The organism is Desulfobacterales bacterium (genome assembly GCA_021647905.1).
Classification (GTDB): Bacteria; Desulfobacterota; Desulfobulbia; order Desulfobulbales; family BM004; genus JAKITW01.
Genome location: JAKITW010000035.1, coordinates 1 through 20481, shown reverse-complemented (window position 1 = coordinate 20481; position 20481 = coordinate 1). Strand labels below are relative to the sequence as shown.

Below are 20481 nucleotides of genomic sequence, written 5' to 3'. Positions count from 1 at the left end.
GCTCAGACCTCTTCTTCCTCTTGGAGGATCGAATGGGGCAGGGCAGCGATAGCCACGGCCCGGGCCGCTTTCCGTCCGGCCGGAAAGGCCCTGCGGTTCCTGGTCGCCGTGCCGGCCGGCACCCGGGAGTTCAGGGCCTTTTCCAGGGCAACCGGGCTGATTATCGGGCAGGAATGGGCAATGGCGCCCAGGGCCGCCATATTGGCGGCCTGCGCGGTGGAGGCCTTGTCCCGGGCGATCCGGGTAAAGGGCAGGGCAATCACCCGGCTGGTGGGGATCTGTTCCACCAGGGAGGAGTCCACCAGGAGCAGTCCGCTGGGCTTGAGATCAAGGAAATAGGCATCGCAGGAGTCCTGGTTCATGGCCAGGAGCAGGTCCAGCTGGATCACCCGGGGATAGTCGATGGGGTGGTCGCTGATTACCACCTCGGCCTTGCAGCGTCCGCCCCGGGCCTCGGGGCCGTAGCTCTGGGTCTGGCAGACATGGTAATCAAGCCGGACCCCGGCGGCCTCGGCCAGGATAACCGCCGCCAGGATGATCCCCTGGCCGCCGGAGCCGCTCAAGCGGATTTCGTATCGTTCTTCCTGCATCGTATTTATTTTTTCTTTTTGGCCCGAATCCTTATTTTTTCGTATTCAGCGATGTAGCTGGGCTTTTCCACATCAGCGAGTACTCCGATGGTGAATTTGTCGCTCAGGGAGTCGGGATGCAGATCAACGGCATCCTGGGTGCGCACCGCCCGGTCGCGGAACCATTTCAGCATGGTCACCGGGTCGGCCATCTTGTTGCGCCGGCCGAACTGGACATGGCAGTTGGACATGATCTCCACCACGCTGAAGCCGGTCCTGCTGATGGCCTTTTCGATCAGGGTGTCGAGCTGGGCCGCATGGTAGACCGTGCCCCGGGCCACAAAGGAGGCCCCGGCGGTCACTGCCAGTTCGGCAATGGAAAAGGCGTGTTCGATATGTCCATGTTTGGCTGTGGCGGCCCGGGCGCCATAGGGGGTGGTGGGTGAGTACTGGCCGCCGGTCATCCCATAGATCTGGTTGTTGATGATGATCGCGGTGAAATTCAGGTTGCGGCGGGCGGCATGGATAAAGTGGTTGCCGCCGATTGCAGTGGCATCGCCGTCGCCCATCACCGCGAGCACGGTGAGCGCCGGCCTGGCCAGCTTGATCCCGGTGGCAAAGGTCAGGGCCCGGCCGTGGGTGGTGTGCAGGGTATTGAAGTCAACATAGACCGGCATGCGGCCGGAGCAGCCGATCCCCGAGACCAGCACGATCTCGTCCTTGGCAAGTTCCAGCCGGTGGATGGCCCGGAGCATGGCGCCGAGCACAATGCCGTTGCCGCAGCCCGGACACCAGACATGGGGGAATTTCTTGTCGTGCCGGAGATATTCCTGGCGGATTGTACTCATCGCCACTGGCATGTTCCTTCTCCTTTGGCAACCGCTCAGAGCAGTTGGAGTTCTTTAAAGAGCTGGTCCGGATCAATGGGCAGGCCGTCCACCCGGTTCAACTTATGGATCTTGGTATCGCCCGGAGAGACCCGCCGGACCTCGCGGCTGATCTGGCCCATGTTCATCTCCGGCACCAGTACGGCCCGGCACTGACGGAGTACGTTGACCACTGCTTCCTTGGGAAAGGGGAACAGGGTGATCAACTGGATAAGTCCGGCCTTGATCCCCTTGTTGCGGGCCATGGCCACGGCCCGTTGCGCGGTGCGGCCCACCGAGCCGTAGGCGATCACCGCCACCTCGGCATCTTCCAGGTGGAGCCGGCGGACAATATGGATGTCATGAAACCCGTTGCTGATCTTGCGGTGCAGACGCCTGGTAAAGGCGTCGACCTCCTCGGGCTGCTGGGTGGGATACCCGTGCCGGTCGTGGACCAGGCCGGTGACGTGGTGGCGGTAGCCGCTGCCGAACGGGGCCATGGCCGGTACTCCCCGGCTGTTGCCCTCGTAAGGGTGATACCATTCCGGGGGCACGGTGGGGATGATCCGGTCCACCACCGCAATGGACCCGGCCGGCGGCAGGACCACGCTCTCCCGGGTATGGGCCACTGTCTCGTCCGACAGGATGATCACCGGCACCCGGTACTTTTCCGAGAGGTTGAAGGCAATGACCGTTATGTTGAAGCTGTCAATAACCGAGGAGACCGCCAGCACGATGATCGGATGATCGCCGTGGGTTCCCCAGCGGGCCTGGAGCACGTCGCCCTGGGCCGGGCAGGTGGGCAGGCCGGTGCTGGGGCCGCCGCGCATCACGTTGACCACCACGCAGGGCACCTCGGCGATACAGGCAAAGCCCAGATTTTCCTGGATCAGGGAAAACCCGGGACCGCTGGTGGCGGTCAGGCTCTTGACCCCGGCCAGGGAGGCGCCGACCACTGCGCCCATGCCGGCGATCTCGTCCTCCATCTGGATAAAGGTGCCGTCCACTTCCGGCAGCCGGGTGGCCATCAACTCGCCGATCTCCGAGGCCGGGGTGATGGGATAGCCGGCAAAGAAGCGGCAGCCGGCGGCCAGGGCCCCTTCGACAATGGCCTCGTTGCCCTGGATCAGTCTTCTCCGGATTTCCGGCCTGTTCTTCATCGCTCTTTTGCCTCCGGCCCGGCCCCGGGTTCAGTAATGGAAATGGCAAAGTCGGGGCAGTGCTGTTCGCAGAACCGGCAGCCGGTGCAGGCATCCGGCCGGGCTACCAGCGGCCGGCCGTTTTCATCGGCATCAAATACCTGGCTGGGACAGAAGGCGATACAGATGCCGCAGGCCTTGCACCAGTCCAGGTAGATGGTCTGGTTGAATTTCTTTTTTTGGATCCGGGCCTTGCCCGGCGGCTGGTCCGGGGTGGCGGGCTCTGTCTCTGGAACACGCTTTTTTTTCGGCATCGTGGGCTGCAAAGGGTTTACTGGTGACGGGCGGCAATGCCTTGCATCTCCGGCACCCTGTAACCGCTTACAGACCTGGAGTTTACCGGCAATGACCGGATCAGCCGCCTTTTTGCTTAACTGTAGCGAACTCATCGGCCTTTGTCGAAGTTTTTTGACATTTTTGTCGGGCAGGTCCGGTAGAAAACGGAATTTCTTGTATTTCCCTGGTAAGTGCTTTATTTAACAGCAAAGAGATGAAGAAATATCAGCAAGGTCCTGATCGGCACATCTTCAAGGAGAGCTGCCATGCCTGAGAAAACCTATGAGCTTGTTTACGACGACTATGGCAATACCAGGGAAATCCGGGTCTCCGGCCGTGGGGTCCAGGTACTGCGCAACAATTATACCAACAAGGGGACCTCGTTTACCGAGGAGGAGCGGCGGAGCCTGAAAATCTCCGGCCTGGTGCCGCCGGCGATTCGGTCCCTGCAAGGCCAGGTGCAGAACGGGCTTGAGGTCTTTAACAATAAACAGGAGGACATCGAGAAGTTCATCTATGTCCGTTCCCTGTTCGACCGCAACGTTACCATGGCCCATGCCTTGATCGCCCGGGACATTGAGCGGCTGATGCCGATCATCTACACCCCCACGGTGGGTCTTGCCTGCCAGCGTTACTCGTCAATGTTCCGGATGGCCAATGGTATTCATTTCTATCCGGACAATATCGACCTGGCCGAGGATATTCTGCTCCAGTACGGCCATCGCGACATCCGGGTGGCCGTGGTTACCGACAACCAGGGGATCCTCGGCATCGGCGACCAGGGGGCGGGCGGGATCGCCATCTGTCTCGGCAAGCTGATGCTTTATACCCAGGGGGCCGGGATCGCGCCCTGGCACTGTCTGCCCATCTCCCTGGACGTGGGTACCGACAACCAGGAGTTGCTCAATGATCCCAACTATCTCGGCTGGCGTCATACCCGGCTGCAGGGTGAGGAGTATGTCCGGTTCGTCCAGCGTTTTGCCCGGGCCTTTCGCACCGTCTATCCCAATGCCCTCTGCCAGTGGGAGGACTTTTCCAAACAGAACGCCTTTGCCATCCGTGATGCCTATCTCCACGATCTGATCTCTTTTAACGACGATATCCAGGGTACCGGCGCAGTGACCCTGGCCGGAATCCTGGCCGCGATGAGGATCAAGGGCGAGCGGATCAGTGACCAGGATTACCTGATCCACGGCGCCGGGGCCGGCGGAGTGGGTATTGCCGAACAACTTGAGGCGGGACTGGTTGAAGACGGGCTGTCTCCGGCCGAGGCCCGGTCGCGGATCTTTACCGTGGACAGCCGGGGGCTGGTGACCAATGATCGTAAGCTGGAACCCTATAAACAGAAGTTTGCCAAGGACCCGCAAGGGTTGCCGTGGCTGCGGAATCCGGTGGACAACACCCTGCTCAACACGATCATAAACGAAAAAATAACCGTGCTGATCGGCACCTCGGGCCAGCCTGGCTCCTTTACCAAGGATGTGGTGCGGGCCATGCTGGCAAACTCGGAACAGCCGGTGATCATGCCCCTTTCCAACCCCACGGTCAAGGCCGAGGCCCAGCCCGAGGATATTGTCCGCTGGAGCGAAGGCCGGGCCCTGGTAGCCACCGGCAGTCCCTTTGCCCCGGTTTCCTTTGGCGCTCGCCTGATCCGGATCGGCCAGGGCAACAATGTTTTCATCTTCCCCGGTGTCGGGCTGGGGGTGCTCGCCTCCGGCGCCCGCCAGGTGCGGCCCGGGTTCTTCACTGCCGCGGCCCGGGCCGTGGCCGAGCAGGTGCCGGTTTCAGATTTGAGAAACGGGGTGCTCTTCCCGCCGGTGAGCAGGTTGCGCGAGGTATGCCGGCAGGTGGCGGTGGCCGTGGGGGAGGCTGCCATTGATCAAGGGGTGAGCGGGCTCTGCGTGTACAGCCGGTTCCAGCACGACAACGATTCGGCCCGGCTGGAGGAGTTGATCAACAAGATGTTCTGGGAGCCGGATTATCTGCCCATGGTACCGGTTTAGATAGAGGACAGAGGACAGAGGACTCCTGACCCTTGATCACAGCAGATGAAAGCCCAGGGTGGCGTCAAACTGGTCCGGATCGGTGAACTGGCAACCGACATAGTCGTGGTTGACCACCCTGACCAGGACATTCTTTTCGATTATCGAGCCCACTGAGTTGTCCAGGGCGAATTCGACGTAAAGTTCATGGCCGGCCCGGATGTTGTGCGGAACCTTGACGATGATGCCCACTCCGCCCCGGGACAGGTTGGCGATGGTGCAGTTGGCCGGTGTCCTTCTCTCGTTGCCTCCGCCGTAGTGGACAAGCACCTCGGGCTGGGCCGCGGCCTTTTCCCGGATCTCGTCCGGCTCGGTGAGGTTGCGATAGCAGCCATTGAGCCGGGTCTCCTTACGGTACTGTTTCCTGAACTCCAGGGCAACGGTGAAAACGGTGTTGCAGACGCACCTGATCTTCAGGAGATGCTTGTTGGGGATCAACTGGCCGATGCGAACGGTTTTTGAACGAAAACAGCGGGGGCACTGGATATCCACGCTGTTGTCCGGTTTGACAAAAACCTTTTGTGCATCCACGCTGGGATTTTTCGATGTGATGTTGTTTTTTGGCAATGGTAAGGAATTCCTGATGGTTTAGTGGTTTATATGAAGGTTGTTCCGAACAAGGCCTGCGCCTGGCGGGAGATTTTTACTGCTTTGTTGTGGCTGCGGTCCGAACCCCGGTCCGGCCATGCCGGTTGAGGTTGCAGGTCCGATGCCGGGGAGGGGGCCGCCAAGCAGTTCCCTGGCCGCGGCCAGGACCTCCTTGACCCGGACGGCCCGCAGGCAGAGATTGTTGCCGTCGCAGGGAGAATCCCGGTGGTTATAGGCAGTCAGGCAGGGCGAGCAGGCCAGGGGAACATAAAATATCCTGGCCCTGGCGGCCAGGGGTGCGTACAGCACCGGGGTCTCCGGTCCATAAAAGATTATGAATGGAATCGGGGTCAAGGCGGCAAAATGGCCCGGGCCGCCGTCATTGGTTATGAGCAGCGCGGCCAGGTTGAACAGCACTATGACCTCGCGGACCGTGACGGTGTAGCCGGTCAGGTCGATACAGTGTTCCGAACGGCAGAAGGCGAGAATCCTGGCGGCTGTTTCTTTATCCCCGGGCAGTCCGATGATCCCCACTGTATGGCCCTGCCGGATAAGCTCGGCCGCCACCCGGCAATACTTGTCAATGGGCCAGGCCCTGATCGGCAGCAGACCGCCGCCGGGATAGAGCAGGACCAGTTTCCTGTCGGCGATCGCCGGAAAGTCGTTGTGCAGGCGGGTGTTGAAACCTTTCAGTTCATCCGGGCCGACCTGTGCCGGTGGCAACCGGTACAGGTTTTCTCCCACCAGCCGTTTTGACCTGGGCACCTGGTCCGACTCAATGGCATCGGCCATGGTAACGAACTGCTGGGAGATGTGCTGATAGGGATTATAGGGAACCGGCCGGTTGATATAACTGCCCCGGTAAAGCCCTTCCTGGGTGTGGGGGTGAAATCCCACCCGGATCCGGGCGCCGCTCATAAAGGAGAAGATGCTGCTTATCCGGGAAAAAAGTTCACAGTCAATGACCGTATCGATTCTTTGCCGCCGCATCCTCTTAATCGCGCCAAGACTGTCCAGTGCCATGGCTGGCAACGAAGAGTCCCTGATGGTCAGGATGTTGCCGGCCGGGACCAGGTCGAGGATTTCCAGAAACTCCCTGTTCTTCTCAAACATCAATACGGACAGCGATGCGGTTGGATAGTTCTGCCTGATGGTCTCGAACATGGGGCGGGCCAGGGCCAGGCTGCCCATCTCCGAAAGGATGATCACCAGTATTCTTTCGGGCTTCCGGGTCCGGGAGGTCGGTTCTCTCCGGGGCAGCAGAGAGAGGAGACCGCAGAGAAAGGAGCCCGCTGTCCTGTCGATTTTGCGTTGCAGGCGAATATTCATTTTATGTTAAGCTGACTGGTCACGGGGTGTGGAATCCAGCGGTTACTTTATATGAAAGTCGTGCCGGACGAAGCTCGTTGTCCGTAAAGATTTTCATTGTTCGTTGTGGCTGCGGCCTAAAATATGGTCCAGACATGCTGGTCAACCTGTGATTGATCAGGAGCCCCGGTCCGGTCCCGCCGACTTTCTCAGGATCTCCAGGATAAAACCGGCCCCCTTGAACTCGCTGCCCTGCTCCCGGCAGACCTTTTTGTAGAAATCACAGAGCATGCAACTGGATGCCTTGGATGAAAAGGTCCCCTCTATCTTGCCCTTGCAGAAGGTGCCGGAAACCGCCCAGCAGGCCCGGCCGCCCTTGTCGCCGTGGTTAACGCCGTCAACCCGTGTTTCAGTGGAGGCCGGGCAGACCCCCAGTTCGGATACCTTGACGCCGCCGGGCTCTCTGCCGCATTTTTTAAATTCCCAGCAATTCAGTTTTTTCATAAACAGCACCGGCGCCGGATCGAGAAAACAGCGTGATTGAACCGAGATGCCTGATCGTAACCACTCGCAGGGTGGCGCGACCACCTGTTGAGCACACTCCTTGCCTGTGAAAACTTAGATCAGAGTATCACCTGGTTGGCGCTGCCCGGTCAAGTCTTAATTGAGTCGAGGGCGGTTGGGGTCAAATCTTTATCCTTGACAGCAGCCGTTCGGATTCATGCTCCGGCGGCCAGGTTCCGGACAGGAATTGGGACATCATGGTTGACACGTGTTATAATGGGAGGGACAGGGGCAGAGGGCCGGGCATGGCCGGCTTAATGGAGCGGATGCTGGAAACACGAAGGCCAAGATGACGCTGAAGAAATTAAATTGCTGGGAATTTAAAAAATGCGGCCGGGGCCCGGGCCGCACCTCCACCGATGAGTTGGGAATATGCCCGGCTGCCAGGGAGAACCGGCTCAACGGGGTGCATGGCGGCAGATATTCCGGCAGGGCCTGCTGGACAGTGGCCGGCACCTTCTGCGGCGGCCGGGTGCAGGGGACCTTTGCCAAGAAAAGTGACGCCTGCAAGGCGTGCGATTTCTACAACCTGGTGCTTGGGGAAGAGGGGCCTGATTTCCAACAGCCGGTGGCCCTGTTGAAAAGGCTCAAGCGGCCGGGCCGGATCGTTGATATCAGCACGAGAACCTTTGGGGTGCTGATCGGCGGTTCCGGGCTGATCGGCGGCGCCCTGATGCATTATTTCAAAACAGAAACCCGGAACGAAGTTGAAGTCATCGCCCCGAACAGTAAACGGCTCAGCCTCAGGGAACCCGAGGATATCCGGATATACTTCCAGAGATACAAGCCGGATTTCATTATCAACTGCGCGGTCAGCGCCATCAACAGCGATGCCCGGCTTTCCTATGAGACCAATTACCTGGGAAGCATCAACCTGGCCAAGGTGGCCATGGCCCTGAAGATCCCCTATATCCACTTCAGTTCGGCCGCCACCCTGCCCATGGGCGAGAATTTTACCGAGCAGGACCATAGTCCCCTGACCGCGGACCTGCCCTTTTATCCCAGATCAAAACTGATGGCTGAGATGACCCTCAGGCACCTGGGGGAGACCAGGGGGCTCGACTGCACCATTATCCGGCTGGGGGTGGTCTACGGCAAACACGACCATAAGATCCAGGGCTTCCAGCGGATGCTTTTTTCCATCGTTGACCAGGCCATGCTGTTCCTGCCGACCCGGCGGGGGGTGATGCATTCCTATACCAACTCCAAGAAAATCCCGCCCTTTGTCCATTATATCCTGGAAAACCGGGACGAGTTCTCCGGTGAGACCTATCATTTCGTTGACCGCAATCCGGTTGAGCTGGGGCAGCTTATCCTGGCGATCAGGTCTTATCTTGATCTCAATTTTCCCAAGGAACTGTACCTGCCCTATCCCCTGGTCAAGCGGGGCAGGATCTGGCTCGAGTTCTTGCTGCGGCGATTGAACCGGATCGGCATTGAGGCGCGGATGCCGGCGGAGTTGATGTTCCTGGAATATTTTTTCAATACCCAGTCGCTGTCTGCCGACAAACTGCATCAATCGAGTTACGGCGATTCCAGCCCGGATATAACCATCTACACCGAGCTGCCGGACATGATCAAATACTATTGCACCAGATGGAAGCATCTCAACCTGATATCAGCGGGGGCAGGGGAGATAACCGATGTTTCCGGCGGGGTTGACGAGTTTATCCGTTCCCCTGATGAACTTGTCAACGACCTGCACCAGAGGGAAAAGGATTATTTTACTGATTACGACTCCCTGAGCGAGTGAGACAGATGACGGAAGACAGAGGACAGAGGACGGATAAACCAAGAACAGAGGTGCAGGGTGCAGGGTGCAGGGACTATAGGATTATTGGTGAAAGATTACAACATGTTGTTACCATTAACAAATAATGAATAACGTAAGGTTTCGGTAAACCCCGTACGTTTGAGGTTGGACCGGGAAAGGGGTTTTCTTATACCGAACGGTGTAGCGGACCCTGAGCCGCAGCCGTGACGGCAAAAGCGGAATTTGAAACAACTTCGGCATGATATGCTTATGGATTCCGAATCGCCGCCGCGGCGAAGCGAGTTCCTGCTTGATAGCCTGTTTATGAACAGCCGGCCCTTCTCAATGGAGCGGCCGTTGGTAGAAGAAGACCCCTTTCCCGACAGGAGGGGGTTTACTGAATGTTTACTGCTCGACGGACGTGATTCGTCTTGTAACTTGTTGATTTTATTGGGTGGCATTTGAAGCCTTTCGGGTTGTTACGAGTTCATCAAAAGTGAACAGTGAGAGGTTGTGAACAGGAACAGCAGGTTATAACCATTCACCAATAACCAATAACCAATAACCCGTAACTTGTTACGGCCTTTTCTTGACCAACAGATAAAACTCGCCCTTGTGCTGCATGGCCCCGGCCGCGGTCCGGGCATAGTCTGTATTGCCCCAGAACAGATCAAGCCGGCCCGGCCCCTTGATCGCCGAGCCGCTGTCCTGGACCAGCACGAAGCGGGAGAGCGGTATCCACTCGCGGATTTTGCCGCTGGCATCGAGCCGCGGTTTCCGGCTCTTCAGAAATCCCAACGCCCCGGCCGGATATATTTTCTGGTCCGCGGCAATTGACCGGCCCGCGGTCAGCGGCGCGCCCAGGTTGCCCACCAGCCCGGTGCCCGGGTCCCAGCGGAAGAAGATGAAAGAGGGGTTGTGATGGAGTATTTTGGTTAATTCCTCCGGGTGCGCGGCCAGGTAGCTTCTGATCCCGGGCATGCTCACCTCGGCGAGTTTCATCCTGCCTTGATCCACCAGCAGCCGGCCGATGCTCCTGTAGGGGAGTCCGTTCTTGCCGGCAAAGAGGATCCCGCGCAACGACCCGTCCCGGAGCCGGATCTTGCCCGAGCCCTGGACATGGAGGATAAAGGCGTCCACCGGGTCGGCGAGATAGACCATCTCCAGGCCGGCGAGCAGATTTTTCTCTTCTATTTCGGCCCGGCTCCAGTAGGGAACAAGTTCGTTGTCCACCAGCCGGCCGGTCTCTTTGGTGCCGTCCGCTGCCGTGCGGACCACCAGGTCTGGAGGCACCCGGTACAGGGGATAAATATAGGGGTATTTTTCAGTTAAACTGCCGTCCAGGATCGGTTCATAGTAGCCGGTGACCAGAATCCTTCCGAAAAGGCCGCTGCCCCGGGCCCGAAAAACCAGGAATTGCCCGGCAATGCCCTTGAAGAGGGCGTCATTGTCCGGCGCGCTTTCCAGCAGTTTCAGAAAAGAGGTCAGCGACTCGGCCAGCCAGGCCGCCGAACAGCTGGTGCCGGCAAAAACAAAGCTACGTTCGGGCGGCAGCTTTTCCAGGTATTGAATACTGTGGCCAATGGCCGCGACCAGCGAGTCCTGGTCAAGATCATCGGTCAGGGGCGGCAGCCGGTCGGGGGATACCTGTTTCATGGGTTTGACAGCGCAACCGGTCAGGATGAGCAGCAATGCCGCCAGCAGGATAAGGGTTGTTGCCCAACGCTGGATTTTCCGGAGTAAATGCGCAGGGGCCGGAGTGCAACTCATGGGCTGAATATCCGGTTGAACTGATCGATAAAACAAGATAACCGGTCCGGCGGCAGAGCGTTGATCCCGGCGGCCGCGGCCCGGCCGCCGCCGCCGGGGAATAAACGGCAGAGCAGATCGGCGTCCCGGCGGTCGGCAAGCGGGGCCCGGACGCTGATCCTTAAGCTGTGGTCCGGATTCTCGACCAGCAGGGCATGGGCCAGGTCAGGCCTTTCCCTGGCCTTCTCATTGCTGAACACCCCGGAAACCCGCCTGGCCCATGCCGCGGCCGGCAGCTGAAAGATGCGGCCGGCCGCGCTCTCCCGGATTGGTTCACATGCCCGGGCCCGGGCCATGTCACCGGCAAATCCCTGGCGCAGTTCTTGTAACAGCTCCGACTGCTCAAGCCAGGCCAGGGGGTCGAGATAGGGGCGCAGGTCCGCATAGACCGTGCCGGGCGGAAAGTGGAGGTCCGCTATCGAGGCGCCGTAGCCGTTGTAGTTGATCAACTCGCCTAATTCGCGCAGGGCGGCAAGATTTTTTTTACTCAGTCCCAGGGGCGCGGCCGCCTGCGCGGCCGCCTGGTGGAGATTGTCGCCGAATGCCGCCACCACGGCCCAGGCCCGGAACCGGCCGTTGAGCAGTTGGTTGACGATAAGCCCGGTGCAGATTCCAGGGCTGGGGTCGATATGGGTGACGAGCTGCGGCGAATCCGGGATCTCACCGGCAAAATGGTGATCAATATAGGTGATTTTATTGTTGGCCAGCAGCGGTTCAAGCGCGGCCCGGTTGCTGTCCAGCGAGATATCGAGCACCGTGATCTCTGCCCCGCGTATCCCGGTCAGCCGGTCGAGCAGGCGGATATCCCGCTTGACCCCGGTGACCAGTCCGGCCGTTGGCCGGGGCTCGGCCAGCCGGAGCTGGTGCAGGGCGCAGATCCCGTCGGCATCGCCGTTGAATACGTCATAGTGCATGGCAGGACCGTGAAATGTGAAATGTGAACAGTGAAAAGTGAACAGTGTTTGGATGAAAGAAGGTAAGCGTTCACCAGCACCCCATCTTCGCACGATCAGGCCGGCTCACATAGGCATACTATAGATTCGCCGGCCTGCTTGCACGAATCCGTGGCACTGGTAAACGCTTACAGGCCGGTGGTTTCCGTAAATTTGTAACCCCTGGTGAACGGTTACGAAAGAAGATGCTGGTGAAATAACTGCTTCATAACATTTAACATTTAACAATTCACATTTTACTTTTTACAGTTACAGGCTTCGCCCCAGTTCCAGGGCCTTGCCGATCCCGGTAAGGGTGAAGGTCAGCATCACCCGGAAGTCATCCGAACTCCTGGTGCCGGACAGGATCATTCCCCAGCAGGAGGGCTGGTAGATCAGCCGCATTGAGGTGGAGACCGCGCCGACGTTGTTGGCAAAGGAGTGGACAACATCGTACTGGGCCGAGAGCGCGTTGCTGACCCGGGCCTTGATCCCGGCGGTCAACTCCTCGATGCCCGTATCCTTTTTATAATAGTAGTCGGCCAGAATGGTGTCGCCGTGGCTGTTGGTGTAGACACCGGTCAGGTCGTAATAGGTGACCCCGCCGCCATAGACGCTGACCGCGGTTTTACCGTTGAATTTCAGCTCCGGCAGCGGGGTCAGCTCCAGCTTTGCGCTGACGTCGGAATAAGGCCGGTCACCGGCCCGGAAGTCGTAGGACTGTTCGATGTTGAGATAGGCGGAGTCGCGGCTTTCGCTCCGGTTGCCCAGCCGGGTGCGGCTGCGGAAATAGTGGCTCATCCCGTAGGTGAGTTTATTGGCCGCGTTGATCCGGTCGCTCGGGTCGAACCGGGGCAGGGAACTCTGATTGACATCGGGCAGATATGAATAGTCCAGATAGGGCCGCACCGTATGGATGAGGGTCCGGCCGGCCGCGGCCTTGCCCCGGACAAAGTCCTGCCGCAGGGTGGTGGCCAGACTGGCGCTGAGGTCGTACAGGGTCCGGCCCTGGCCGGTGTTGCCGCTCCAGCCGGTGTTGCCGTTGGTCTCCACCAGGTACAGGGTTTCACGCAGACCGGTGGACAGGGTGGCCTCAAACAGCGGGGCCAGGGGGTGCAGCGGCACGATGAGCCGGGGGGCAAGATCCAGGCGATGCCCGCCCAGGCCGTTGTCACGGACATAGTAGACGTATTCCGACTGCCAGCTGAGATCGACCGGGCTCCCGGCCAGGGACATGATCCCGGCAGAGGATATCCGGGGCAGGGACCGGAGCGGAGTGGCGGCGTTTGTGCCGGGGCTGTTGTCGTCAATGGCGCGCAGTTCGCCGTAGAGGCCCATGGAGTCCCAGTTGCGGCTCAGTTGCGCCGTGTTTTCCCGGAAGAGTTCGGTCTCATCCTGGAAGCCGCGTTGAAAGGCGGTGAAATACTCCTGGTCGCTCTGGGTAAAACCGGTCATCCCGGCCTGGAACTCCCTGAGATAATCGCGGTCCGAAACCAGGTCCAGATCGACCCGGCCGATCAGCCCGTTGCTGAAATAATGGTCGGCCTTGGCGCGGATCCAGTAGCGATCCTCGCGGGTGCGGAGAAAACCGTCGGAGTTGAAGTCATTGCCAACCGTGTCGACCAGGGAGTCCCGCAGATAGCTGGCCGAGAACATGCCCCGGGAATCGAGATCAGCCACATGGCGGAATTCGGCCCCGGCCTGGACCCCGCGCCTGGTAAGCTTGCCGCCGTAGAGGGTGGCGTCGCTTGAGGGAGAGAGATTGACAAACAGCGGCACCAGCACGCCCTGGCCCTCGCGGGCCGAGTTGGACAGCTCCGGGAAAAGCAGGCCGCTCTGCCGTTCGGTCTTGGCCGGGACGATGAGAAAGGGTGAGTAGAAAACCGGCACGCCCCTGATCCGGAAGGTGGCGTTCCTGAGCAGGGCGTAACCGTCCTTGGTAATCCCGGCGTCGCTGCTGCCGATGCTCCAGGGCAGAGGGGATTTTGGATCGGGGTCGCAGGTGGTGAAACGGCCGTCGCTTATCCGGTAGGTCAGTTCCCCTGTTTTTTCGAGCCGCCGGCCCTGGATATAGGCGTTGTTCTCGGCATGGAACAGGGTCGCGTTCAGGAAAAAACCGGTCCTGGAGTCCAGTTCGATCTCGGCCTGGTCGGCATTGATCCGGTCGGTAGCGGTGGAAAGCTCGATATTGCCCCGGGCCTTGATCAGGCCTTGCTTGATGTTGTAGTCGATCTCGTCCGCCTTGATGACGATCGGCCTGATCTTGTCCCTGGACATGGGCGTCACGATTACATGGCCCCTGGCGTATACCTCCTGCGGTTCCTTGCTGTAGGTGAGCTGGTCGGCAACGATCTCCCACGGCTGGTTGGCCATCTCCTCGCTCCGGCCGCTGTCAGGAGCAAGAAGCGCCAGGCCGGCGCTGATCAACAGCGGGGCCAGCAGGGCGCGGATAAGGAAGGAGTTGGCAAGGTATCGTTTGCGCATGGTTTCCTAATGTATGAGCGGTGGAGCATCTTAATCCTTGAGCACGGCCCCGGTACTGCCCGAGGTCACCTGCTTGGCGTAGCGGGCCACATAGCCGGAGGTGATATTGGCCGGCCGCGGCCGCCAGTTGCGTTGCCGTTCCTCCAGCAGCTGGCCGGCCACCTCCAGCCGGATTGTTTTGTTGGGGATATCGATCATGATCCGGTCGCCTTCCTCCACCAGGCCGATGGGGCCGCCCACCGCCGCCTCGGGCGAGACATGACCGAGGCAGGCGCCCTGGGTGCCGCCGGAGAAGCGGCCGTCGGTGATCAGGGCCACGCTCTTGCCCAGCCCCATGCCGATAATCGCCGAGGTGGGCGAGAGCATCTCCGGCATGCCCGGTCCGCCCCTGGGTCCGCAGTAGCGGATCACCACCACGTCGCCGGGGTTGATCGCCCCGGCCATGATCGCGGCCTGGGCCTCGGGTTCGGAATCATAGACCCGGGCCGGGCCGGTATGGGTAAGCATCTCGTCGGCCACCGCGGTCTGCTTGACCACTGCCCCGTCCGGGGCCAGGTTGCCGTAGAGCACCGCGATCCCGCCATGCTGATGATAGGGGCGCTCCAGGGTCCGGATGATCTCGTTATCCCTGACCCGTGCTTTCCGCAGGTTTTCGCCCAGGGTCTTGCCGGTGGCGGTCATGGTATCCAGGTTGATGGTGTCTTCTTTTTCCGCGAGCAGCTTCATCACCGCCGCCACCCCGCCGGCCTCGTCAAGCTGTTGCAGGCTGTGCGGCCCGCCCGGGATCAGGCTGCAGAGATGCGGGGTTTTTTCGCTCATCCGGTTGAAGAGATCCAGGGAGAGATCGATCCCGGCCTCGCGGGCAATGGCCGGCACATGGAGTACGGTGTTGGTGGAGCAGCCCAGGGCCATGTCCACGGCAATGGCGTTCTCAAATGCCCCGGGGGTGGCGATGTCCCGGGGCTTGATATCCTTTTCCAGCAGATCCATCACCGCCATGCCCGCATCCTTGGCCAACCGGATCCGGGCCGCGGCCACTGCCGGGACAGTGCCGTTGCCGGGCAGGCCCAGGCCGATGGCCTCGGTCAGGCAGTTCATTGAATTGGCGGTGAACATCCCGGCGCAGGAGCCGCAGCCCGGGCAGGCCGCGTCTTCCAGCTCCTCCATTTCCGCGGCGGTCATGGTGTTGGCCTTGACCTTGCCCACCCCCTCGAACACGCTGATCAGGTGGACATCCCGGCCCTGGAAACGGCCGGTGAGCATCGGCCCGCCACTGACCATCAGGGCCGGGATATTGACCCGGAGGATGGCCATCAGCATCCCTGGGGTCACCTTGTCGCAGTTGGGGATCATCACCAGGGCGTCAAAGGGATGGGCCCGGGCCATGATCTCCACCGAGTCGGCGATCAACTCGCGGCTGGCCAGGGAGTATTTCATCCCGGTATGGCCCATGGCGATGCCGTCGCAGACCCCGATGGTGGCAAAGGAGATCGGGGTGCCGCCGGCCATCCTGACCCCGGTCTTGACCGCTTCGAGGATCTTGTCAAGATGGATATGGCCGGGAATGATCTCGTTATGGGCGTGGCAGACCCCGATCAGGGGCCGCCGGATCTCTTCGTTTGTATAGCCCATTGCCTTGAGCAGTGAGCGGTGCGGGGCCCTTTCCAGTCCTTTTTTTATGGCATCACTTCGCATGGCTCTTTTCCCATGGTGTTTTTGGTAAACGCTTACCGGCCGGTGGTTTCCGTAAATTTGTAGCCCCTGGTGAACGGTTACTTTTTTTGATACAGAAAGTTGTCAACAACAGTCAGCAAACACTGGTGGAATCTAAGCTTCCAGCCAGGGGGTGTCAAGGCATATTTGCTGGTTTTGAAAAAAGCATGAGAGCGAAATTATGCAGGAAGAGAAGGGGGATGATGACAAATATGTCTTGCGAAACTCATTTGATTGATATACCCTGACGACAATAAATAAATTGGGCTCTCGGTTTTAATGCCTCCAATATCCCGGGCCCGGCCCTGCCCGACTCTGAAGCGAATCGCAGAACCCCTGCCCCTGACCCCTGCTGACCTGATGAAATATATATTCGGCCCGGTTAATTCGCGGCGGCTGGGACGTTCTCTGGGTATTGACCTGCTGGTCGGCAAGGTATGCAGTCTGAACTGTGTCTACTGCGAGGTCGGGGCCACCACCACCCTGACCTGTGAGCGGCGGGAGTATACGCCCACTGCCGGGATCCTGGCCGAGATCGATGATTTTTTCAGCAGCGGGGCGGCCGGGCGCAGCATTGACGCGGTCACCATCACCGGCAGCGGCGAGCCCTGCCTGCACAGCGGCCTGGGCCGGATCATCCGCCACCTGAAGGCGCATACTGCCAAGCCGGTGGTGGTCCTTACCAATGGAACCCTTCTCCACCTGGCGCCGGTGCGGGAGGAACTGGCAGTGGCGGATATCGTGATCCCGTCGCTGGACAGCGCGCTCGCCGCCGGGTTCCGTAAGGTGAACCGGCCGGCCGCCGGCGTGGAACTGGCCGGTGTGATCCAGGGGTTGACCCGGTTCTGCCGGGAATTTACCGGTCAGGTCTGGCTGGAGATCCTGCTGGTCAAGGGAATGAACGACTCGGCCGCGGAGATCGCCGCACTGGCCGCGGCAGTGGCCGGGATCGGGCCTGACCGGGTCCAGTTGAACAGCGTGGCCCGGCCGCCGCTGGAGAGTTTTGTCGCACCGGTATCCGCTGAGCGGCTCACCGGGATCGCCGCGGCGATTAAAAAAAGTTTTACCGGGCCGGTTGATATCCTGGTCCGTTTCAAGGGTAAGCAGCCCGGCCCGGCCCTTAAACCGGACCCGGCCGGACTGGCCCAGGAGATTATCCAGATGCTCAGGCGCAGGCCGTGTACTGCGGAGGATATCCGCGAGGCCCTGGCCCTGGCCCCTGAAGAGGTGGCCGGAGTTTTAAAAGAACTTGCAGCGGGTGGACGGATACAAGAGTTGATCCACAACAACAAGGTTTATTTCCAGGTTTGAGAGATTTTTTAATAAACAAAACTCCCTGGATGATGCCGCACCGGTGCGGTGCGCCCTTTGTTGCGGCGGGTAAGAGAACGAAAAAATTAACCAAGGAGACAGGCGCGTGTCGCGGCTCAGGCCGTTTGACCCCCTGGACTCCGGAGGAAAAGGTTCAGGTTGTATGAATGAGAATGAAGATGAAAAAGAATCAAGAGAAAATGAAATAGCCCCGGACAAGGAACAACAGGTAGAGGCCTCGGTCCCGGTCGAAGAAAAGGCGGCCCCGGCGCCGTCCGCCGGTGGTGAGGCAGCGGAGGAAAACAAGGAAGCTGCCAAAGCCAAACCGAGAAGCCGGTCCCGGCGCCGGCCGCGGCGTAAACCCAGGCCCAAGCCCCGGGAGGGTGACGCGGCCGGGACAACCGAAACCACCGGCACCGACGAGACCCCGGCCGAGACCCCGGCCGCGGCGGCAGTGGCAAAACCAGAGGCCAAGTCCGGGGGCCGGAAGAAAAAGGCGGCCGACCCTGGGAAGGATCCGGCTGCCAAGGAGCAGAACGGGCCGCGGGTCAAGCTGTTGATCAATGCCGAGGAGCCGGAGGAGTGCCGGATCGCCCTGGTCGAGGACGGCAGGATCGAGTCCTTTCACGTCAACACCGTGGTCCGCGAGCAGACCAAGAACAATATCTACAAGGGCAGGATCACTGCCGTTGAACTCAACCTCCAGGCGGCGTTCGTGGATATCGGCACCGGTAAGAACGGTTTTCTGCCCTTTAACGAGATCCATCCCGAATATTTTGATATCGATACCGAGCAGGCGGTGACCACCAACTGGCGGGACCTGGATATCCGCAAGGTCCTGCACAAGGGCCAGGAGGTGCTGGTCCAGGTGGTCAAGGAGGTTACCGGCAATAAGGGCGCCAGCATGACCACCTACCTCTCCCTGCCCGGCCGCTCCCTGGTACTGATGCCCGGCAGCGACTCGGCCGGCATTTCCCGCAAGCTCGAGGGCGAGGAACAGCGCAACCAGCTCCGGGAGATGATGGACAGCTTCAAGCTGCCCGATGGCATCGGCTACATCATCCGCACCGCGAGCAAGGACATTACCAAGACCGCCCTGGGCAAGGACCTGCGCTATCTGCTCCGGCTGTGGGAGGACGTCAAGAAGCGCGGCCAGACCATGCAGGCGCCCTGCCTGATCTACCAGGATCAGGACATCATCGCCAAGTTCCTGCGCGATCATTTCACCCCGGAGATCGAGGAGATCCTGGTGGACAGCCAGGAGGCCTACGAGCAGGTCAACAATTTTCTGGCCCTGCTGCCGCCCAAACAGCGCCGGACCAAGGTCCAGCTGCACAAGGGCGCCCGGCCCCTGTTCAACCATTACGACCTGGAAGAGCAGATCGAGCAGATCTACCAGCCGGTGGTGCCGCTGCCCTCGGGCGGGTCGATCGTGATCAACCCCACCGAGGCCCTGGTGGCGATCGACGTCAACTCCGGCCGTACCTCCAAGGACAAGAATTTCAGCGAGACCATCTTCCTGGTCAACATGGAGGCGGCCGCCGAACTGGCCCGCCAGCTCAGGCTCCGGGACCTGGGCGGCCTGATCGTGGTGGATTTCATTGATATGCGCAACCAGCGCCATATCCGGGAGGTGGAGAAAAAGGTCAAGGCCAGCATGAAGCGGGACAAGGCCAAGGTGGACATCAGCCGGATCTCCAAGTTCGGGCTGATGCAGATCTCCCGTCAGAAGATGGGCGCGCCGATCCAGATGGGCAGCTACCGGTTCTGCGAGCATTGCCAGGGCCGGGGCATGATCCGCTCGGTGGAGACCCAGGCCCTCTACTACCTGCGTCAGATCCAGACCGGGATCAACCGGAAAAAGGTGGTGCGGGTGGAGTGTTGCCTCCCCATGGAGGTGGCCCAGTACCTGCTCAACCAGAAGCGCAACGAGTTGGTGGAGATGGAGCGGAAATCCCGGGTGGAGATCCGGGTGATTGCGGACCCGGGGATGAATCCGGCCGATCAGCGGATCGATTTTATCAAGGAATAGGGGCCCGGTCGGCTGCAAATCATGCTTGTGGAATAGGTTGTTTTGAGGTATATACTCTCGCAATTCATGCGCCCGTAGCTCAGCTGGATAGAGTGCCGGACTACGAATCCGTAGGTCGCAGGTTCGAATCCTGCCGGGCGTACCAAAAAAACTCTCCGGTTTCAAACTCCCAGTTGAGACCGGAGTAAATATAGAGATACCAGCGTCTGACGTTTTGTTGGAAGACAATCCTGCCGGGCGTACCAACAACACCTCGGCTTCAAACTCCCAGTTGAGACCGATGAAAATATAGAGATACCAGCGTCTGACGTTTTGTTGGAAGACCATCCTGCCGGGCGTACCAAAACTACCAAGGGTTACAGGTTTTCAGCCTGTAACCCTTTTTTTGTTTTTTTCATGGCTGTTTCCTCCTTTCTGCTTGGGCCATCCTGGCGGCTGCCTGAAGGGTGTGGTCCTTGTCCAGGTCCGCCGGGCTGTACTGGCGGTACGATCCTTCTCCGCATACCACCCTATCCGGGGCAGGGATTAAGCCCTGCTCCGCGAAATAGCGGATCTGGTTTACCGATGCACCCGTCAGGCGCGCCGCCTCGCCGATGTTGACTGTCTGATATCTGTTTACCGCTATCATTTCTTACCTCCTCAGAGAGTCTCCTAACACTACCATGCTGGTTTGGTTAATAATTTTAATTGTCGGTCTCGCAACAACCCGCTCGACGGACGTGATTCGTCTTGTAACTTGTTGATTTTATTGGGTGGCATTTGAAGCCTTTCGGGTTGTTACGAGTTCATCTTAATTGGTTTAGGTTATAGTTGGGTAGCTGGTTTGATCACGCCACGTTTTTGTGTCGGAATCTGTGAGAGTACTAGGAAAGCCCTGCCATTTTCCTAGTACTTTCCTGATATTGGCAGTAAACATTCAGTAAACCCCCTCCTATCGGGAAAGGGGTCTTCTTCTACCAACGGCCGCTCCATTGAGAAGGGCCGGCTGTTCATAAACAGGCTATCAAGCAGGAACTCGCTTCGCCGCGGCGGCGA

Annotated in this window: 17 protein-coding genes and 1 tRNA gene; 6 read left to right on the top strand and 12 right to left on the bottom strand. The window is 59.7% G+C overall.

The window, feature by feature from the left end:
- Nucleotides 1-2 precede the first annotated feature (2 nt).
- From L3J03_06850 to L3J03_06835, 4 genes are read right to left on the bottom strand one after another with little or no spacing between them, the layout of a single operon-like run.
- A complete protein-coding gene (locus L3J03_06850; GenBank protein ID MCF6290694.1) occupies nt 3-590 on the bottom strand; it encodes a 2-oxoacid:acceptor oxidoreductase family protein in 588 nt (195 codons plus the stop codon).
- A 5-nt stretch (nt 591-595) separates the two neighbouring features.
- Nucleotides 596-1417, bottom strand: a complete 822-nt coding sequence (locus tag L3J03_06845; protein MCF6290693.1) for a 2-oxoacid:ferredoxin oxidoreductase subunit beta — start codon at nt 1415-1417, stop codon at nt 596-598.
- 35 nt (nt 1418-1452) lie between these two features.
- Nucleotides 1453-2595: a 2-oxoacid:acceptor oxidoreductase subunit alpha gene (locus tag L3J03_06840; protein MCF6290692.1), complete on the bottom strand. Its 1143-nt coding sequence runs from the start codon at nt 2593-2595 to the stop codon at nt 1453-1455.
- Nucleotides 2592-2888, bottom strand: a complete 297-nt coding sequence (locus tag L3J03_06835) for a 4Fe-4S binding protein (protein ID MCF6290691.1) — start codon at nt 2886-2888, stop codon at nt 2592-2594. Before L3J03_06835 ends, L3J03_06840 begins: the two co-directional genes overlap by 4 nt.
- A gap of 288 nt (nt 2889-3176) precedes the next feature.
- Between L3J03_06835 and L3J03_06830 the strand changes: the two genes are divergently transcribed.
- The gene (locus L3J03_06830) at nt 3177-4913 is read left to right on the top strand and encodes an NAD-dependent malic enzyme (GenBank protein MCF6290690.1); all 1737 of its coding nucleotides are present in this window, start codon (nt 3177-3179) and stop codon (nt 4911-4913) included.
- A 36-nt stretch (nt 4914-4949) separates the two neighbouring features.
- Here the strand turns inward: L3J03_06830 and L3J03_06825 are convergent, their stop codons facing one another.
- The 3 genes from L3J03_06825 to L3J03_06815 form a co-directional block, all read right to left on the bottom strand.
- A complete protein-coding gene (locus tag L3J03_06825) occupies nt 4950-5483 on the bottom strand; it encodes a PilZ domain-containing protein (GenBank protein ID MCF6290689.1) in 534 nt (177 codons plus the stop codon).
- Nucleotides 5484-5540: 57 nt separating this feature from the next.
- Nucleotides 5541-6869: a glycosyltransferase family 9 protein gene (locus tag L3J03_06820; GenBank protein ID MCF6290688.1), complete on the bottom strand. Its 1329-nt coding sequence runs from the start codon at nt 6867-6869 to the stop codon at nt 5541-5543.
- 156 nt (nt 6870-7025) lie between these two features.
- Complete coding sequence (locus L3J03_06815; GenBank protein ID MCF6290687.1) at nt 7026-7352, bottom strand: hypothetical protein; 327 nt, start codon at nt 7350-7352, stop codon at nt 7026-7028.
- A 349-nt stretch (nt 7353-7701) separates the two neighbouring features.
- Between L3J03_06815 and L3J03_06810 the strand changes: the two genes are divergently transcribed.
- Together L3J03_06810 and L3J03_06805 are read left to right on the top strand one after the other, a co-directional pair.
- Nucleotides 7702-9165 carry an NAD-dependent epimerase/dehydratase family protein gene (locus L3J03_06810; GenBank protein MCF6290686.1) on the top strand — a complete coding sequence of 488 codons (1464 nt, stop codon included), beginning with the start codon at nt 7702-7704 and terminating at the stop codon, nt 9163-9165.
- Nucleotides 9166-9435: 270 nt separating this feature from the next.
- Entirely contained in the window at nt 9436-9630 is a 195-nt protein-coding gene (locus tag L3J03_06805; GenBank protein ID MCF6290685.1) for a hypothetical protein, read from the top strand.
- Between the two features lie 111 nt (nt 9631-9741).
- Here the strand turns inward: L3J03_06805 and L3J03_06800 are convergent, their stop codons facing one another.
- The 4 genes from L3J03_06800 to ilvD all read right to left on the bottom strand — a co-directional run bounded on the left by L3J03_06800 (nt 9742) and on the right by ilvD (nt 16085).
- A complete protein-coding gene (locus tag L3J03_06800) occupies nt 9742-10821 on the bottom strand; it encodes an MltA domain-containing protein (protein MCF6290684.1) in 1080 nt (359 codons plus the stop codon).
- A gap of 110 nt (nt 10822-10931) precedes the next feature.
- The gene (locus L3J03_06795; GenBank protein MCF6290683.1) at nt 10932-11888 is read right to left on the bottom strand and encodes an acetyltransferase; all 957 of its coding nucleotides are present in this window, start codon (nt 11886-11888) and stop codon (nt 10932-10934) included.
- A gap of 288 nt (nt 11889-12176) precedes the next feature.
- Nucleotides 12177-14390, bottom strand: a complete 2214-nt coding sequence (gene lptD / locus L3J03_06790) for an LPS assembly protein LptD (protein MCF6290682.1) — start codon at nt 14388-14390, stop codon at nt 12177-12179.
- A 30-nt stretch (nt 14391-14420) separates the two neighbouring features.
- Nucleotides 14421-16085, bottom strand: a complete 1665-nt coding sequence (gene ilvD / locus L3J03_06785) for a dihydroxy-acid dehydratase (protein ID MCF6290681.1) — start codon at nt 16083-16085, stop codon at nt 14421-14423.
- A gap of 378 nt (nt 16086-16463) precedes the next feature.
- On the opposite strand from ilvD, the gene L3J03_06780 reads away from it, so the two are divergent.
- From L3J03_06780 to L3J03_06770, 3 genes are all read left to right on the top strand, one after another.
- Complete coding sequence (locus L3J03_06780; GenBank protein MCF6290680.1) at nt 16464-17414, top strand: radical SAM protein; 951 nt, start codon at nt 16464-16466, stop codon at nt 17412-17414.
- 163 nt (nt 17415-17577) lie between these two features.
- Nucleotides 17578-19446, top strand: a complete 1869-nt coding sequence (locus L3J03_06775) for an Rne/Rng family ribonuclease (protein MCF6290679.1) — start codon at nt 17578-17580, stop codon at nt 19444-19446.
- A gap of 68 nt (nt 19447-19514) precedes the next feature.
- A tRNA-Arg gene (locus L3J03_06770) sits at nt 19515-19591 on the top strand.
- A 249-nt stretch (nt 19592-19840) separates the two neighbouring features.
- On the opposite strand, the gene L3J03_06765 is transcribed toward L3J03_06770, so the two are convergent.
- Nucleotides 19841-20074 (bottom strand): MerR family transcriptional regulator, encoded by a 234-nt coding sequence (locus tag L3J03_06765; protein MCF6290678.1) that lies wholly within the window; start codon nt 20072-20074, stop codon nt 19841-19843.
- Nucleotides 20075-20481 lie beyond the last annotated feature (407 nt).

Bases quoted from the DNA above. Each gene is read 5' to 3' on its own strand.
- L3J03_06830 (MCF6290690.1), top strand. From the start codon at position 3,177: ATGCCTGAGAAAACCTATGAGCTTGTTTACGACGACTATGGCAATACC.
- L3J03_06800 (MCF6290684.1), bottom strand. From the start codon at position 10,821: ATGAAACAGGTATCCCCCGACCGGCTGCCGCCCCTGACCGATGATCTT.
- L3J03_06805 (MCF6290685.1), top strand. From the start codon at position 9,436: ATGGATTCCGAATCGCCGCCGCGGCGAAGCGAGTTCCTGCTTGATAGC.
- L3J03_06820 (MCF6290688.1), bottom strand. From the start codon at position 6,869: ATGAATATTCGCCTGCAACGCAAAATCGACAGGACAGCGGGCTCCTTT.
- L3J03_06815 (MCF6290687.1), bottom strand. From the start codon at position 7,352: ATGAAAAAACTGAATTGCTGGGAATTTAAAAAATGCGGCAGAGAGCCC.
- L3J03_06775 (MCF6290679.1), top strand. From the start codon at position 17,578: ATGAATGAGAATGAAGATGAAAAAGAATCAAGAGAAAATGAAATAGCC.
- L3J03_06840 (MCF6290692.1), bottom strand. From the start codon at position 2,595: ATGAAGAACAGGCCGGAAATCCGGAGAAGACTGATCCAGGGCAACGAG.
- L3J03_06810 (MCF6290686.1), top strand. From the start codon at position 7,702: ATGACGCTGAAGAAATTAAATTGCTGGGAATTTAAAAAATGCGGCCGG.
- ilvD (MCF6290681.1), bottom strand. From the start codon at position 16,085: ATGCGAAGTGATGCCATAAAAAAAGGACTGGAAAGGGCCCCGCACCGC.
- L3J03_06765 (MCF6290678.1), bottom strand. From the start codon at position 20,074: ATGATAGCGGTAAACAGATATCAGACAGTCAACATCGGCGAGGCGGCG.
- L3J03_06835 (MCF6290691.1), bottom strand. From the start codon at position 2,888: ATGCCGAAAAAAAAGCGTGTTCCAGAGACAGAGCCCGCCACCCCGGAC.
- lptD (MCF6290682.1), bottom strand. From the start codon at position 14,390: ATGCGCAAACGATACCTTGCCAACTCCTTCCTTATCCGCGCCCTGCTG.
- L3J03_06795 (MCF6290683.1), bottom strand. From the start codon at position 11,888: ATGCACTATGACGTATTCAACGGCGATGCCGACGGGATCTGCGCCCTG.
- L3J03_06845 (MCF6290693.1), bottom strand. From the start codon at position 1,417: ATGAGTACAATCCGCCAGGAATATCTCCGGCACGACAAGAAATTCCCC.
- L3J03_06780 (MCF6290680.1), top strand. From the start codon at position 16,464: ATGAAATATATATTCGGCCCGGTTAATTCGCGGCGGCTGGGACGTTCT.
- L3J03_06850 (MCF6290694.1), bottom strand. From the start codon at position 590: ATGCAGGAAGAACGATACGAAATCCGCTTGAGCGGCTCCGGCGGCCAG.